Raw genomic sequence first — 14,184 nt, forward strand, 5'->3', positions numbered from 1 at the left:
GGCAAGGGGCGAGACGCATGGCCACAAGCCTCTTGGTCACAAGCCCCTTAATCAAAGCCCCTTGGTCACAAGCCCCTGGTCACAGCCCCTTGGGCGCAAAGATGCCCGGCGCGTTGCGCCAATATCCCTTGTAGTCCATGCCGAAGCCGAACACGTAACGGTCAACGACTTCCAGACCACAGTAGTCCGCTTTGAGGTCGGGAGAAGATTTGCGATCGTGGCGCTTGTCGACCAGCACTGCGGTGGAAATGCTTGCCGCGCCGGCCTGGCGGCAATACTCGAGGATCGCCGCCAGCGTCGCCCCTTCATCCAGGATGTCGTCGACGATCACCACATGACGGCCCGCCATGGGCACTTCCGGCGACACGCGCCAGAACAGCTCGCCACCGCGAATGCCGCCGCGATAGCGAGTGGCGTGAAGATAATCGACCTCCAGCGGAAATCCGAGCCGCGTCAGCAGATGGCCCGTAGTAATCAGACCGCCATTCATGACGCAGTAGAAGACCGGCAGTTTGTCATCCAAGTCGCGCGTGATATCGGCAGCCATGCGATCCAGGGCTTGCTCGACCTGGGTCTGATCGATCAGGCAATCGGCGTTGTCCATGACATCCTGCATCGAGCTCAGCGCATCGATCGGTGAGACTTGAGTCATCGTTTACGATTCACCATGAAAAGAGCGGCGGCAGATTCATCGATCTGCCGCCACCGGAATAGACAGGAAACGGCGCCCGGTATCCATCACTCGGATTGGCTGAGCGCCTCGAGACGAACGTGGGTGCGTCGCCACCGGGCGATGGCGCCCAACGATTCCAGACTGGGACGCGCCCGCGCGTAACGCAACTTGGCGATCCGCGGCGCCTGACGGCCTTCAGAGGCCGCGACGACCTCTCGGGCAGCCTCGGGGGCATTGCAGATCACGGCCATGTCACATCCCGCATTCCAGGCGGCCTCGGCCCGCTCGCTGGGCGACCCGGCAGCATGTGCCGCGGCCATGGTCAGGTCATCCGAAAAGATTGCGCCCTTGAATCCCAGCTCTTCGCGCAACATGCCGAGCCAACTGGGCGAGAAGCCGGCCGGGCGGTCGTCGAAGGCGGAATAGATGACATGCGCCGGCATGATGCCATCCAGCTTGCCGGCCAACCTGGCGAAAGGAACCAGATCGTGCTCGCGCAGCTCCGCCAGCGAGCGGGGGTCTTCCGCCACCTTGAAGTGGGAGTCCTGGCGAGCCCCGCCGTGCCCGGGGAAATGCTTGCCGATCGCGACCATACCCGCTTCGTGAAGCCCTTCGATGAACGCACCAGCCAATGCCGTGACCACCTCCGGATCCGGAGAAAAACTCCGCGAACCGATGGCCGGAGAGCGGTCATCGTCGAGATCCAGAACCGGCGCAAAGGTCACATCGAAGCCACAGGCCGCCATCTCCATGCCCAGGAGCCAGCCCGTGTCCTGGGTCAGCGTCAATGCCGCTTCGGGAGACTCGGCGAATTGCCGACCCAGCGTTGCCATGGAGGGAATCTGCGTCACCCCCTCCTTCAAACGCTGTACCCGGCCACCTTCCTGGTCGATCGCCACCAGAATGTCGGGGCGGCATTCACGAATCTGCCCGATCAGCGTCCGGGTGGTGGCAACGTCCGGCGTATTTCTGGCAAACAGCAGCACGCCGCCGACCTCCGCGCGAGCAATCAACTGCCGCTCCTCATCACGCAGATGAGTCCCTTCCACATCCAGCATGACCGGACCGAGAGGTTGAGTCATAGCAAACACCTGAGACCATTGAGCGCCCGATTCTAGACGACACCGCTGCTGCATGACAGAGCCAGCCGGCCGCCAGAGGGACCGACTCACTCCACGGCCGCGTCGATCCCCTCCAGCGATGCCGGCAGCGGCGCCTGCATGCCGGCTACCACGACGGGCCGCAGATGCCGGATCAGCTCCCGAACCGACATGTGCTCCTGGTACTCGCTATCGGCGATATCTCGCAACGCGTCCAGGCCCGAAAGCGTGAAGACCACCGTGCCCAGCATGAAATGCAGACGCCAGAAACGCTCGGCATCCGGAAGATCCGGCGTTGCCAGGCGCAGCCACGCCACGAACCGGCGAAACGTTTCGCCGTAGTGCTCCTGGATATAGCGCCGGAGATGACCCTGCGCCTGGGCATATGCCAGGCCCAGCAATTTCATGAAAACCTTGAGGCTGTTGCGTTCGCCCGGCACCTCCAGAACGCTGACGGCCAGCTGCTCCAGCAGCACCTCGAGAGGCACCTGTTTGCCCTGGTAGCGCGACTCCAGCCCATCGAGTGCCGCGTTCAAGCGCTGCGAGAACGGATCGAGATAGCGGGCGAACACCGCCTGGATCAGCGATTTCTTGGAACCGAAATGATAATTCACGGCAGCCAGATTGACCTTGGCTCGCGTCGTGATGTTGCGCAGCGAGGTTTCAGCGAAACCCTTTTCGGCAAAAAGGACCTCCGCCGTATCGAGAATACGAGTAACGGTGTCGGAATGGGCCATGTCTTACCTCGCGCCAGAGAACAACAACTTAGAACGATTATGATTCTAATCATTCCGTGACGAGAGGCACAATCCGCCAATTCGTCGGGTCGGGGTCACCACCCCGCCAACTCGAGCCGAAAGGCACTTCCCTCGCCGACAATGACTGGATACAATTCCAGCCTGTATGCATGAACACGCCTGACCATTTGCCGGGCCCGCATGAACCTGGCAGACGGTCAGAAAGCGCCTGGCGATTCAAGCAGGCTCGCACCAATCAGATCGATGACACAGGCCCGGGAGAGACCCAATGGCGAGACCGCTCACCGCACGGCAGCAGACTGTCTATGACTTCATCGTCAAGACGATGGCCGAGTTCGGCTACCCGCCAACGCGAGCCGAGATCGCCCGAGCGCTGGGCTTTCGCTCCCCCAACGCTGCCGAGGAACACCTGCGAGCGCTGGACCGGAAAGGCGTCATCCGCATGATCCCCGGAACGTCTCGCGGGATTCGCCTGCCGGCCAGTGGCAACGAATCCGAGCCCGCCGAGCCTCAGTCGTCCGGTTTGCCGATCATCGGTAGCGTCGCTGCCGGCAGCCCGATTCTCGCGACCGAACATATCGACCGCTACTGCCCGCTGCCGGCCGACTACTTCTCCCCCAGCGCCGATTATCTCCTGCGCGTACGCGGGCTCTCGATGAAGGATGCCGGCATCTTCGATGGCGACCTGCTCGCCGTGCATCGGACCCAGCAAATACGCAATGGGCAGATCGTCGTGGCACGACTGGATGACGATGTCACCGTCAAGCGTTTTCAGCGCGAGGGCAGCCGCGTCACGTTGATCGCCGAAAACGCCGATTTCGAGCCGATCGTGGTCGATCTCGAACTTCAGCATCTGGAAATCGAAGGATTGGGAGTCGGCGTCATTCGCGGTGGCAATGGCTCGGGCCTCCACTGAGTCGTCAGTGTCCGACCCCGTGCGCAAGATCCTGCACGCCGACTGCGACTGCTTCTACGCGGCCGTGGAGATGCGCGACGACCCTTCTCTGCAGGGTGTGCCGCTGGCGATCGGGGGAAGCGCCGATCGCCGCGGTGTGATCGCCACCTGCAACTACCCGGCCCGCAAGTTCGGCGTACACTCGGCGATGCCCACGGCGCGCGCCTTGCGCTTGTGTCCCCAGCTGAAGGTGATTTCACCCGACTTCGACAAGTATCGAGAGGTCTCGCGACAGATCCAGACCATCTTCCACGAGCTGACGCCACTGGTCGAACCGCTGTCTCTCGACGAAGCCTATCTCGACGTCACGCAAGTGTCTCGGTTCCAGGGCAGCGCCACCTGGATGGCCCGATGGCTCAAGGAGGAAGCGCTCGCGAGAACGGGAATCGTCATTTCCGTAGGTGCCGCGCCCAACAAGTTTCTCGCCAAGATCGCCAGTGACTGGGACAAGCCTGACGGTCTGTTCGTGATTCCGCCGGAACGGACGGAGTCATTCATCACCGATCTGCCGGTGAAAAAGCTTCACGGTGTCGGCCCCGCAACGGCGGCCAAACTCGACGCCCTGGGGATCGCCAGTTGCCGCGACCTGCGCATTCAGCCACTGGACCGGCTGCTGGATCAGTTCGGCAAGTTCGGCCGAAGACTTCACGAACTCGCCCACGGCATCGATGATCGGCCGGTCAACGTCTCCCGCGAGCGAAAATCGGTCAGTGTCGAAACCACCTACGACCATGACCTCCCCCACCTTGCCGGCTGCCATCAGGCGTTGGCGCCGTTGATCGAGAAACTCCACGATCGCCTGGCGCGGCACGGAGATCCAGCCATCGCCAAACAGTTCGTCAAAGTCCGGTTCAACGACTTCGCCAGCACTACCCAGGAGACGGGAGCCACCGGCATCATTCACGCGCGCTTTCACGAACTGCTGGAGAGCGCCTGGCATCGGGGAGAACGTCCCGTCAGATTGCTCGGCGTGGGTGTTCGCCTGATGCCGGAACCGGATCATCACCAGTTGGGGTTGTTCGACGACCTCGATGCGCCCGGCACGCGCCTACCCTGAGCTCCGGTCGGCGCTGGTCAAGCAAACACGCTCACGAGAACACCACCGTCTTGTTGCCGTGAATGAGCACGCGGTCCTGCAGATGCCAGCGCAGGCCCCGTGACAGCACCGCCTTTTCCACGTCACGCCCCAGCCGCACCAGATCCTGTGGCGTATGGCAGTGCGACACGCGCTGGATGTCCTGTTCGATGATCGGCCCGGCATCGAGCTCTTCGGTAACGTAGTGGCAGGTCGCGCCGATCAGTTTGACGCCACGCTCGAAGGCCTGATGATAGGGTTTGGCGCCGGCGAACGACGGCAAAAAGCTGTGGTGGATATTGATCACCCGCCCAGCATAACGCTGGCAGATATCCGGTGGCAGGATCTGCATGTATCGCGCCAGCACCACGCAGTCGGCTTCGGCCGCTTCGATCAGACGCTCGGTCCGGGCGAAAGCGGAAGCCTTGTCTTCGGGATCGACCGGCACGTGGTGAAACGGTATACCGTGCCACGCCACCAGGGCGCGCAGGTCTTCATGGTTGGAGATCACGCAGGGAATATCGCAGTCGAGTTCACCGGCGGACCAGCGATAGAGCAGATCGACCAGGCAGTGGGATTCCCGCGACACCATGATCACCACCCGCGGACGCCGGCCGGTGTCACTCAGTCGCCAGGTCATCTCGAACTCGTCGGCGATGGGAGCGAACGCCTCACGGAACGCGTCGGCGCTCAGCGCATTGGACTGAATGTCGTAGCGCATGAAAAATCGCCCCATATCCAGATCGGAATGCTGACTGGCTTCGACGATCGAGCCATCCTGGGCAGCGATGAATCCCGATACGCGCGAGACGATGCCCACGCGGTCGGGGCAGGAAACGATCAAACGGTAATTGTGCGGCATGGCTCTCGGTAACACTCTCTGACTCGGAAATACGCGGTGGCACGAACTTGTGCGGTGACTCGAAAACACGCGCTGGTTCGAAAGCCGCTCTAAAGGACGATTCCGGATGACGGATCATCCCCGGCATGACCCGGCGCGGCCCGCCGCTTCGACGAAAGCGGTATTGTAACGCAACCGCGGAGGCCAGCCACCGCCTCGACGAGTTTGAGCGGGTCGAGACGCATGACTTATAGTGAAACCAGATTTCACCCTTTAAGGATGCCGATGTTCCGTCCGCGCGCGCAGATACGCCCCCGCACCTATCCACCGTTGCTGTTCCATCCGCTGGGCGGCTGCGGAGAGATCGGCATGAATCTGTCGCTTTATGGCTATGACGGCGATTGGATCGCCGTCGACTGCGGCATGATGATCCGACAGGACCTGCCGGATCAGCCCCTCCAGATTCCCGATGTCGAACACCTCGCAGCCCACGCGATGGGCCCCTCCGCCGTCTTCATCACCCATGGTCATGAAGACCATCTGGGCGCACTGGCCTGGATCTGGCCCCGCTGGAATTGTCCGGTCTATGCCACCCCGCTGGCCATTGAGCTGCTGCGGGCCAAGTTCATCGAGCAGGGGCTCAGGACCGATGCGCTGAAGCCTGTTCAACCGGGCACTTGCGTGACGTCCGGCGCTTTCGAAGTCACTTTCTTGCCGGTGACGCACTCGATACCGGAAAGCTGCGCGCTCTCCCTCGTCACCCCACGCCATCGCGTTCTGCATACCGGCGACTGGAAACTCGACGAACGCCCGCTTATCGGCGCCCCGCTGTCCGCCAGCCAGTTTGAGACCCTGGCTCCGGTCGATCTGGTAGTGGCCGACTCGACCAACGCCGACGTCGAAGGCCATTCGCGCAGCGAGACGGAAGCTGCCAGCGCGCTGGAGGCGGTCATCCAGAACTGCCGGGGTCGCGTCGTGGTCAGCTGTTTTGCCAGCAATATCGCCCGTATCAAGGCGCTGGGCGGGATCGCCGAACGCAGCGGGCGTCGAGTGGCCCTGCTTGGCCGTTCGATGGAGCGGATGGTGTCGATCGCTCTTCAGCTGGGGTATCTCGATGATTTCCCGCCTCGAGTGCCGACGCACGATCTGGGCTACCTGTATCCCGAAGAGGTGCTGATCATCGCCACCGGGAGTCAGGGGGAGCCGCGCTCGGCGCTATCGCGGATGGCCCAGGGCAGACACCCCGCCTTGGATCTGCAACCACAGGACGACGTGATTTTCTCGGCCCGAGCCATTCCCGGTAACGAGCGCCAGATCGAACGACTCAAGGCCGGCTTCAAGCGGCTCGGTGTCAACGTGCACGATGAGCACACCGACCCGGCCCTGCACGCCTCGGGACATCCCGCTCGAGAAGAACTGCGCCAGCTCTACCGCTGGTTAAAACCGAAACTATTATTGCCCGTTCACGGGGAAGCGTCGCATCAGGAAGCGCATCGTGAACTGGCAGCAGATCTCGGCATTCACGTGCCCCATCTGGTCAGGAACGGCACCGTTCTGGCCCTGGAGGCGGAAACGCTGGTTGTCAGAACCCAGCACCACCTGAGACCGCAGTTGATTGGATCGCGCGCGCGCGCCGGCGAACCCACACAACCCGTATCGGCTCGCAAGCATTCCCACTCGTTGTCGATTGCCCTGAATGTACTGCCCACCGAGACAGGCTGGACTCGTATCGGTCGACTGCTGTGGGACAGCGAAATAGCTCTTCCCCTGGATGAGGACTCGCTAGCCGATTGGCTGGATGAACGAATAGACACCATACCGGCAGAGACGCTGCTGCAACTTCGTCAGCAGCTGTTCGGCCCCTTGCGCGACTGGTTACGAGAGCGCCTGCCCGCGCTACCGGAAATTCACCTTCAGTTGATGCCCGCCGACCCCCAGCCGGAATACGAGGTCCGCTCGGTTCATTCTCGTTGAACCGTCGGCCAATGAAAAAGCGCGCCTGTTGGATGACAGACGCGCTTTTGTCACGAGGCCGACACCGGATCAGCCTGCCTTTCGCCAATATCGCACATGTCTTTCGACAACGATCTCGGACATGCCTTTCGACAACGATACCGGACATGCCTTGGCGCATGGATACCGGGTTCAGCCTTTGTTGGCATTCTTCGGCGGACGCCCACGACGCTTCCGGGGCTGCTCGCCTACCAGGTCGTCCATCGACAATCCGGCATTGTTCATGGCTTCCCGAATCTCGGCCAACTTCTTCTGCTTGTCAGCCTCTTCTTTGAGGCGCTCATGATCTTCTTCCTGCTTCTGCTCGATCACTTCGCTGATGACTTCAGAGAGCTTATGCAGCTGCTCCATGCTCAGCTGACGCGCAGCAGCCCGCGCGACATTCTTGTTTCGAGCGATGCGCTCCAATGATTCGGTGGACATCGTCCTCTCCTTCCCAGATTTCATTACGGCTCACACCGCTTGTTTTGATGAAAGTATATTCTCACCATCCTTTTTGGCAAGAAATTAAATCAAAAAGGCACGCGTCATTCGCGTGCCTTTATCCAGAACAAACTGGCGCCGGATTAGAGAAATAGCAGTTCAACCACCTGTCATATTCATGAACCGCACGACCTGCACATCACCGTCGGTCGTAAAGTGATGACGTTCCGGCTTCAAATCCATGGCAGCGACAATCTGCTCCTTGAGCGGTGTCAGATCGCCAGGATAGCGGCGCAAAGTCTCACGTAGATCGACAGAATGCTCATTGCCCAGACACAGCAACAGACGCCCTTCGACGGTGACACGGACTCGATTGCAGGTGCTGCAGAAATTATGACTATGAGGGGAGATAAAACCGATGCGACTGGCACTATCCGCCATGCGGAAGTAGCGCGAGGGGCCCGCCGTTGTCTCCGTCGACGGCATCAGCGCATAACGGGATTCGATCTCTTTCTGCACATCATCGCTTGAATAGAACGTCTCCCCCCGTGAGTGATCCGACACATCGCCCAGCGGCATTTCCTCGATAAAGCTGATATCCAGATGCTCATCGCGAGCGAAGTCCACCAGATCCAGAACTTCATCGTCATTGCGACCTCGGAGAATGACCGCATTGAGCTTGATCTTCTCGAAGCCGGCATCCTGGGCTGCGTGAATACCATCGATGACCTTGTTCAGGTCCCCGGTCCGCGTGAGCTGGCGAAAGCGCTCCCCGTTCAGGGAGTCCAGGCTGACGTTGAGACGCGTCATTCCGCCGCGATGCAGCGCTTCAGCGTGCTTGCGCAACCCTGCACCGTTGGTGGTCATGGAGAAGTCCTTGAGCCCCGGCAGCGCCCCGATACCCGCAACCAGATCATCGATACCCTTGCGTACCAACGGCTCGCCGCCGGTCAGGCGTATCTTCTCCACGCCCAGTTCGGAGAACGCACGAGCGACCTGATGCAGCTCTTCCAGAGACAGCACCTGAGCCCTTGGCAAGAAGGTCATCTCTTCGCTCATGCAGTAGACACAGCGAAAATCACACCGATCCGTCACCGAGATTCGCACGTAGCGAACCTGGCGCGAGAACTTGTCGATCAAAGCGGTCATGAATGCTCCCAGCGATCCGCAGCCTCGCGATCGCTTTGTCGTTCGGACACCCAGTAAGAGCCATGGTCGGTATGCTCTTTTTTCCAGAAAGGGGCCCGCGTTTTCAGATAGTCCATGATGAAATCACACGCCTCGAACGCCGCGCGACGATGCGCGCTGGCAGTCATGACCAGGACAATGGCATCTCCCGGCTCGAGACGCCCGATACGATGAATGATAGTCACGCCCTGAAGCGCCCAGCGCTCCCCGGCTTCCCGGGCAATCTCATGCAGCGCCTTCTCGGTCATCCCGGGAAAATGTTCCAGAGTCAGTGCGGTGACATCCGGGCGCTCGTTGAAATCCCTTACCCGGCCGGTAAAGCTGACGACGGCACCGACATCGGACCGCCCTGCCGTCAGCCGCTGCTGCTCAACTTCGGCATCGAAGCGTGCATCGTGTACGTTGATGGCAATCCTCACGACGATCCCCTCTCGTTCAACCGCCGGTAACCGGCGGAAAGAATGCGATCCGATCCCCCCGCACAATGGCCGCCCCATCCTGGCACATGGCGTCATTGCGGGCGCAAAGCACACGCTGGTTCTGCAGCGCCTTGAACTTCGGATCCTGGTTGATCAGGGCTAGCTTGACCCCGGCGATGTCATGAGACGGGAGCTGGTCCCAACTCAGCAAGATCTCGGGCATCTCGAATCTTTCACGCAGCTCGGCCAGAAACTGAACCTTGAGATCGCTTGCTGTCGATACCGCGCCGGAAGGATCGATCAACCCCATCGATGACGGTTCGATGGCTTCTTCCGGTGCCTCATTCTCTGGACGCTGCGTCGACTCGGGCGCCGTCTCGCGCAGCCATTCTCCCGAGCGTCCGCCGCGCTTTTCTTCCAGCCGAACCCCATCGATGGTCATGCCCTTGTCGACCGCTTTACACATGTCGTATAGCGTCAGACACGCCACCGAGACAGCCGTCAACGCTTCCATCTCGACGCCGGTCCGGCCATTGAGCCGACAGAACGCCTCGACGTGAACACAGTCGTGTTCCGCATCCAGGGTAAATTCGACGGTGACCTTCGACAGCGCCAGCGCATGGCAGAGCGGAATCAGTTCGTGGGTGCGCTTGGCAGCCTGAATCCCGGCGATCCTCGCCGTGGCCAGAACATCACCTTTCGGCAATCCGCCTTCGGACAGCAATGCCAGGGTCGAAGCCTGCATATGAACGGCACCGCGAGCTCGCGCTTCGCGCCGCGTCTCCTGCTTATCGGCGACATCGACCATGTGCGCTTCACCACGCGCGTTGAGATGCGTGAGCGTCATGTTGAATTCGCCTCGTTTCCGATCATTGAATCAAGCATAAAGTGTAGTGCGACCGTCGCATTCATGCCCGCCTTCCCTCGACAGAAGCGGACAAACGAGACGGAAGATTCGAACAAACATAGCTGGCGGTTCAGCGCTGTATATCTTGCTGGCGACTTGCCCAGTCGATCATCCAGTCGAGAATCTCTTCGAGATCATCCAGATTCAGCTGCCTGACCGTCGAAGGTAAAGTCTCGAGCGTCACGACAGACAACTCTGCAGGCTTGTAGGCCAAGGCCTGGACCCAGGGGTCGCCCCCCGCTGCCGGCGGCCGATCTTGACTGCCACGATACAACTCCAGCTTGGGAATGGGCCATGTCTTGAATCCCTCGACCAGAATCAGCGCGGGCTTCAAGGCCGCAACCTGTGCTACCAGCAGCGCCAGATCGGGTTCCTGCTGGCCAGGGGTTTCCATCATCAGCGCGAAACGACGGCCGGAAGCCACCACCATGGGGGTCGCTCCCGCCTCGCGCAAGCGATGGCTGTCCTTGCCGGGTTTATCGACATCGAAATCGTGATGGGCATGCTTGATGACCGCCGTCGGCCAGCCCCGTTCGCGCAGTCGAGGAAGCAGCGCCTCCAGCAGCGTGGTCTTGCCGGTCCCGCTCCAGGCGGCAATACCCAGGAGGGGGATGTCACAGACGATCGCGCTGGCGGCGTCACTCATCCAGATTCTCTCCGCCGCGCCCCGCGCTCCGATCCTGCGCGGGCGCCTCTTGCCTCGATATGATGGAACCCGGCCGATGTCGCTCGGCCCGCTCACACGCTTCCGGGGTGTTCAGATTGACGAACTGCGCGCTCCGATCGGAGAAATCGACCTGGCACCAGCGGTGACGCGCGTACCAGCCGACGACCTTGCCGCCCCCCGCATCCAGCCATTGCGCCAAATCCTCGACCAGCGAACTCCGTATCAGCGCGACCAGTGGCTGGAGACGTTCGCCGTCGTGGGCGACCGCAATATCGGACTCACCAAGGTCATTCGAGAGCCGGCTCAGCAGGTCGGCAGGCAGCCACGGCATGTCCACGGGTGCCAACAGTATCCAGGACGTGGCAACGTGGTGCAGTGCACCCAGCGCGCCGGCCAATGGCCCCGGATAGTCAGGCAATGAATCCACGACGACGGGATACCCCAGCCGCCGATAGCGATCGATATGGCGATTGGCACTGATGACGATACCGCCAACCTGAGGCGCGAGACGTTGCAAAGCCTGCTGAACCAGGGGAACACCGTCGAGACTCACCCAGCCCTTGTCGACGCCACCCATGCGCTGCCCGCGACCGCCGGCCAACAGCACGCCTGTCACATCGGAGCGGTCGATCACCGCGTACCGAATATCTTGTCGCCGGCATCACCCAGCCCTGGCACGATATAGCCATTCTCGTCGAGTCGCTCGTCGACGGAGGCCGTGTAGATCTCGATGTCGGGGTAGGCCTTCTGTACACGCTCGATCCCTTCCGGCGCCGCCACCAGCACGATGACCTTGATCTGCTGACAACCTCGCTCCTTGAGCATGTCCAGCGTCGCCACCATCGAGCCGCCGGTCGCCAGCATCGGATCGATGACGATCGCCAGGCGCTCGTCCAGATCGCTGACGAACTTCTCGAAATAGGGCACCGGCTCCAGGGTCTCTTCGTTACGGTAGAGCCCGACGACACTGATACGCGCGCTGGGGATCAGGTCGGTGACCCCGTCGAGCATGCCCAGGCCGGCACGCAGAATCGGCACGATGGTGACCTTCTTGCCCTTGATCTGCTCGACGGCGATCGGCGAGCCGTTCCAGCCCTCGATCGTCGCCGGTTCCATCTCCAGGTTCTGAGTCGCCTCGTAGGTCAGCAGCTTGGCCACTTCACAGGCCAGCTCACGAAAGCTCTTGGTGCTGATATCGGCGGCCCGCATCAGTCCAAGCTTGTGTTTGACCAGGGGATGGGAGATCGCATGCACACTCATGATCGGCGCCTTCGTAGAATGGAGGAAACGCCGATATTGTACGCGAGACGATGCCGATCAGGCGACGCTAGACGGCAATTGCCAGTCGATGGGCGCCGCGCCGCGCTGCTGAAGAAACGTATTGGCCTGCGAGAAATGGCGCGTGCCGAAGAAGCCGCGATGCGCCGAAAGCGGTGACGGATGCGGCGCATGCAGCACCAGATGCCGGGTGCGGTCGACGAAACTCGCTTTCTTCTGGGCGTAGCTTCCCCACAGTAGAAAGACGACGCCGTCGCAATGCTCATTGATCACCTGAATGGCGCGATCGGTGAAGGTTTCCCAGCCACGGTTGCGATGGGAACCGGCGTTGCCCTGCTCCACCGTCAGGACGCTGTTCATCAGCATCACGCCCTGGCTAGCCCAGCTTTCGAGAAAACCATGATTGACCGGCGCGGTGCCGATATCCGTAGCCAGCTCCTTGTAAATATTCTGCAAGGAAGGAGGCGTCGGCACGCCTGGGCGTACCGAAAAACAGAGTCCGTGTGCCTGATTGGGGCCGTGATAGGGATCCTGCCCCAGTATCACCACCTTGACCTGTTCCAGCGGTGTCAACTCGAAGGCACGAAACCAGTGGGAGGAGTGAGGATAGATGATCTTGTGCGCCGCTTTTTCTTCGGCGAGAAAGGCGCGCAGCGTCTGCATGTAGGGGGCGCTGAATTCTTCGCCAAGGCAGGCGTTCCAGCTATCGGGTAACGGTGACCGGGACATGGGCTCGCTCCGTATTCGATCAGGATTTCGGCGAGCGAATCTGGTTCACCAGCGGTTCGACATAGGCATGCCCAAGATCCCATGGGAACTCGATCCAGCAATCCTGAGCCACCTCGGTCAGATACTGGTCGACCAGTGGACGCCCTTCGGGCTTGGCGTAGACGGTGACGAAGTGCGACTTGGGCAGCATCTCGCGCACCGCCCGAGCGGTCTTGCCGGTATCCACCAGATCGTCGACCAGCAACCAGCCATCGCCGTCGTGGTCGACGCCCTTCATCACATCAAGCTTACCCTGGGCCTGTTCGTCATAGCTCTTGATGCAGACCGTGTCGATGAGACGAATATCCAGCTCGCGGGCGATCAACGCCGCCGGAATCAATCCACCACGCGTGATTGCGACGATACCCTTGAAATCACGCTCGACGAGCTGGTGACAGAGCGACCGGACATCGCGATGAAGTTGATCCCAGGAAACGGTGAAGTGATGCTGATAACGATTGTCGGTCATGGCGGGTCCCACTCTTGGATCGGGCCGCCATCGGGCGATGGCGGCGGGCCTCTCGTTGCGCTGCGGGTGTTGGTGCAGAAGTGCTACTCGTCTTCGGTGAAGCTGCAGACCGAAAAAACGCTGTATCCGGCCTCCTGGATCTTGGCCGAGCCGCCCAGTTCAGGCAGGTCGAGGATGGTCGCCGTCTCGACGACATGACCACCACTGCGCTGAATCAGCGACGCCGCCGCCAGCATGGTCCCGCCGGTGGCGATGATATCGTCGATCAACACGATACGGTCACCCTCGCGGAAGGCGTCGGCATGCAGCTCGACCGTCGATTCGCCGTACTCCAGCGTGTAGGTTTCGCTGATGGTTCGAAACGGTAGCTTGCCCTTCTTGCGCACCGGCACGAAGCTGCAACCCAGCTCGTAGGCCAGCGGCGCGCCGACGATGAACCCGCGTGCATCGATCGCGGCAACCGCGTCAACCTCCAGTTCCTGATAGCGATGCACGAAGCTGTCGATCAACTTGCGAAAGGCGGCACTGTTCTGGAGCAGGGGTGTGATATCACGAAAATTGACACCGGGCTGAGGCCAATCGGGCACGGTGCGAATGACCGACTTGATATAGTCGCCATAGATACTGCTGCTCATCGAAAAAACTCCATT

Annotated in this window: 17 protein-coding genes; 3 read left to right on the forward strand and 14 right to left on the reverse strand. The window is 61.0% G+C overall.

All coding sequences use genetic code 11. The features are described 5' to 3' along the window. Positions 1–79 precede the first annotated feature (79 nt). From DOM36_RS05195 to DOM36_RS05205, 3 genes are all read right to left on the reverse strand, one after another. Positions 80–652, reverse strand: coding sequence for a hypoxanthine-guanine phosphoribosyltransferase (locus DOM36_RS05195; protein ID WP_110641680.1), 573 nt, complete (start codon positions 650–652; stop codon positions 80–82). A gap of 86 nt (positions 653–738) precedes the next feature. After that, on the reverse strand, positions 739–1,755 hold the full coding sequence (nagZ, locus tag DOM36_RS05200; RefSeq protein WP_110641682.1) for a beta-N-acetylhexosaminidase: 1,017 nt from the start codon (positions 1,753–1,755) through the stop codon (positions 739–741). 86 nt (positions 1,756–1,841) lie between these two features. Further along, positions 1,842–2,510 (reverse strand): TetR/AcrR family transcriptional regulator, encoded by a 669-nt coding sequence (locus DOM36_RS05205; protein ID WP_110641684.1) that lies wholly within the window; start codon positions 2,508–2,510, stop codon positions 1,842–1,844. Between the two features lie 289 nt (positions 2,511–2,799). Between DOM36_RS05205 and lexA the strand changes: the two genes are divergently transcribed. Beyond that, positions 2,800–3,447, forward strand: coding sequence for a transcriptional repressor LexA (gene lexA / locus DOM36_RS05210; protein ID WP_110641686.1), 648 nt, complete (start codon positions 2,800–2,802; stop codon positions 3,445–3,447). A gap of 19 nt (positions 3,448–3,466) precedes the next feature. Further along, positions 3,467–4,543 carry a DNA polymerase IV gene (dinB, locus tag DOM36_RS05215; protein ID WP_110641934.1) on the forward strand — a complete coding sequence of 359 codons (1,077 nt, stop codon included), beginning with the start codon at positions 3,467–3,469 and terminating at the stop codon, positions 4,541–4,543. Positions 4,544–4,574: 31 nt separating this feature from the next. Here dinB and purU read toward each other — a convergent pair whose 3' ends face one another. Then, the gene (purU, locus tag DOM36_RS05220; protein ID WP_075570164.1) at positions 4,575–5,423 is read right to left on the reverse strand and encodes a formyltetrahydrofolate deformylase; all 849 of its coding nucleotides are present in this window, start codon (positions 5,421–5,423) and stop codon (positions 4,575–4,577) included. 264 nt (positions 5,424–5,687) lie between these two features. Between purU and DOM36_RS05225 the strand changes: the two genes are divergently transcribed. After that, positions 5,688–7,376 carry a ribonuclease J gene (locus tag DOM36_RS05225; protein WP_348626377.1) on the forward strand — a complete coding sequence of 563 codons (1,689 nt, stop codon included), beginning with the start codon at positions 5,688–5,690 and terminating at the stop codon, positions 7,374–7,376. 171 nt (positions 7,377–7,547) lie between these two features. On the opposite strand, the gene DOM36_RS05230 is transcribed toward DOM36_RS05225, so the two are convergent. The 10 genes from DOM36_RS05230 to DOM36_RS05275 all read right to left on the reverse strand — a co-directional run bounded on the left by DOM36_RS05230 (position 7,548) and on the right by DOM36_RS05275 (position 14,169). Beyond that, positions 7,548–7,838 (reverse strand): H-NS family nucleoid-associated regulatory protein, encoded by a 291-nt coding sequence (locus DOM36_RS05230; protein ID WP_075570163.1) that lies wholly within the window; start codon positions 7,836–7,838, stop codon positions 7,548–7,550. Positions 7,839–7,997: 159 nt separating this feature from the next. Beyond that, the gene (gene moaA / locus DOM36_RS05235) at positions 7,998–8,987 is read right to left on the reverse strand and encodes a GTP 3',8-cyclase MoaA (protein WP_110641688.1); all 990 of its coding nucleotides are present in this window, start codon (positions 8,985–8,987) and stop codon (positions 7,998–8,000) included. Beyond that, positions 8,984–9,439, reverse strand: coding sequence for a molybdopterin synthase catalytic subunit MoaE (gene moaE, locus DOM36_RS05240; RefSeq protein ID WP_075570181.1), 456 nt, complete (start codon positions 9,437–9,439; stop codon positions 8,984–8,986). Before moaE ends, moaA begins: the two co-directional genes overlap by 4 nt. A 22-nt stretch (positions 9,440–9,461) precedes the next feature. Next, positions 9,462–10,292 (reverse strand): cyclic pyranopterin monophosphate synthase MoaC, encoded by an 831-nt coding sequence (gene moaC / locus DOM36_RS05245; protein ID WP_075570161.1) that lies wholly within the window; start codon positions 10,290–10,292, stop codon positions 9,462–9,464. A 130-nt stretch (positions 10,293–10,422) separates the two neighbouring features. Continuing rightward, entirely contained in the window at positions 10,423–10,998 is a 576-nt protein-coding gene (mobB, locus tag DOM36_RS05250) for a molybdopterin-guanine dinucleotide biosynthesis protein B (RefSeq protein ID WP_075570160.1), read from the reverse strand. Continuing rightward, positions 10,991–11,653 carry a molybdenum cofactor guanylyltransferase MobA gene (mobA, locus tag DOM36_RS05255; protein ID WP_075570159.1) on the reverse strand — a complete coding sequence of 221 codons (663 nt, stop codon included), beginning with the start codon at positions 11,651–11,653 and terminating at the stop codon, positions 10,991–10,993. The genes mobB and mobA overlap by 8 nt, the downstream gene beginning before the upstream one ends. Further along, a complete protein-coding gene (gene upp, locus DOM36_RS05260; RefSeq protein ID WP_075570158.1) occupies positions 11,650–12,279 on the reverse strand; it encodes a uracil phosphoribosyltransferase in 630 nt (209 codons plus the stop codon). Before upp ends, mobA begins: the two co-directional genes overlap by 4 nt. Before the next feature lie 57 nt (positions 12,280–12,336). Beyond that, the gene (ung, locus tag DOM36_RS05265; RefSeq protein ID WP_110641690.1) at positions 12,337–13,026 is read right to left on the reverse strand and encodes a uracil-DNA glycosylase; all 690 of its coding nucleotides are present in this window, start codon (positions 13,024–13,026) and stop codon (positions 12,337–12,339) included. A gap of 19 nt (positions 13,027–13,045) precedes the next feature. Further along, positions 13,046–13,534, reverse strand: coding sequence for a xanthine phosphoribosyltransferase (gene gpt, locus DOM36_RS05270; protein ID WP_110641691.1), 489 nt, complete (start codon positions 13,532–13,534; stop codon positions 13,046–13,048). 83 nt (positions 13,535–13,617) lie between these two features. Next, positions 13,618–14,169 (reverse strand): adenine phosphoribosyltransferase, encoded by a 552-nt coding sequence (locus DOM36_RS05275; RefSeq protein ID WP_075570155.1) that lies wholly within the window; start codon positions 14,167–14,169, stop codon positions 13,618–13,620. Positions 14,170–14,184 lie beyond the last annotated feature (15 nt).

Source organism: Salinicola sp. CPA57 (assembly GCF_003206035.1).
Taxonomy (GTDB): Bacteria; Pseudomonadota; Gammaproteobacteria; order Pseudomonadales; family Halomonadaceae; genus Salinicola; species Salinicola socius.

What these genes read in the sequence shown, in the direction of transcription:
- DOM36_RS05195 (WP_110641680.1), bottom strand. Translation starts at nt 652, where the DNA reads ATGACTCAAGTCTCACCGATCGATGCGCTGAGCTCGATGCAGGATGTC.
- nagZ (WP_110641682.1), bottom strand. Translation starts at nt 1,755, where the DNA reads ATGACTCAACCTCTCGGTCCGGTCATGCTGGATGTGGAAGGGACTCAT.
- DOM36_RS05205 (WP_110641684.1), bottom strand. Translation starts at nt 2,510, where the DNA reads ATGGCCCATTCCGACACCGTTACTCGTATTCTCGATACGGCGGAGGTC.
- lexA (WP_110641686.1), top strand. Translation starts at nt 2,800, where the DNA reads ATGGCGAGACCGCTCACCGCACGGCAGCAGACTGTCTATGACTTCATC.
- purU (WP_075570164.1), bottom strand. Translation starts at nt 5,423, where the DNA reads ATGCCGCACAATTACCGTTTGATCGTTTCCTGCCCCGACCGCGTGGGC.
- DOM36_RS05225 (WP_348626377.1), top strand. Translation starts at nt 5,688, where the DNA reads ATGTTCCGTCCGCGCGCGCAGATACGCCCCCGCACCTATCCACCGTTG.
- DOM36_RS05230 (WP_075570163.1), bottom strand. Translation starts at nt 7,838, where the DNA reads ATGTCCACCGAATCATTGGAGCGCATCGCTCGAAACAAGAATGTCGCG.
- moaA (WP_110641688.1), bottom strand. Translation starts at nt 8,987, where the DNA reads ATGACCGCTTTGATCGACAAGTTCTCGCGCCAGGTTCGCTACGTGCGA.
- moaC (WP_075570161.1), bottom strand. Translation starts at nt 10,292, where the DNA reads ATGACGCTCACGCATCTCAACGCGCGTGGTGAAGCGCACATGGTCGAT.
- mobB (WP_075570160.1), bottom strand. Translation starts at nt 10,998, where the DNA reads ATGAGTGACGCCGCCAGCGCGATCGTCTGTGACATCCCCCTCCTGGGT.
- upp (WP_075570158.1), bottom strand. Translation starts at nt 12,279, where the DNA reads ATGAGTGTGCATGCGATCTCCCATCCCCTGGTCAAACACAAGCTTGGA.
- ung (WP_110641690.1), bottom strand. Translation starts at nt 13,026, where the DNA reads ATGTCCCGGTCACCGTTACCCGATAGCTGGAACGCCTGCCTTGGCGAA.
- gpt (WP_110641691.1), bottom strand. Translation starts at nt 13,534, where the DNA reads ATGACCGACAATCGTTATCAGCATCACTTCACCGTTTCCTGGGATCAA.
- DOM36_RS05275 (WP_075570155.1), bottom strand. Translation starts at nt 14,169, where the DNA reads ATGAGCAGCAGTATCTATGGCGACTATATCAAGTCGGTCATTCGCACC.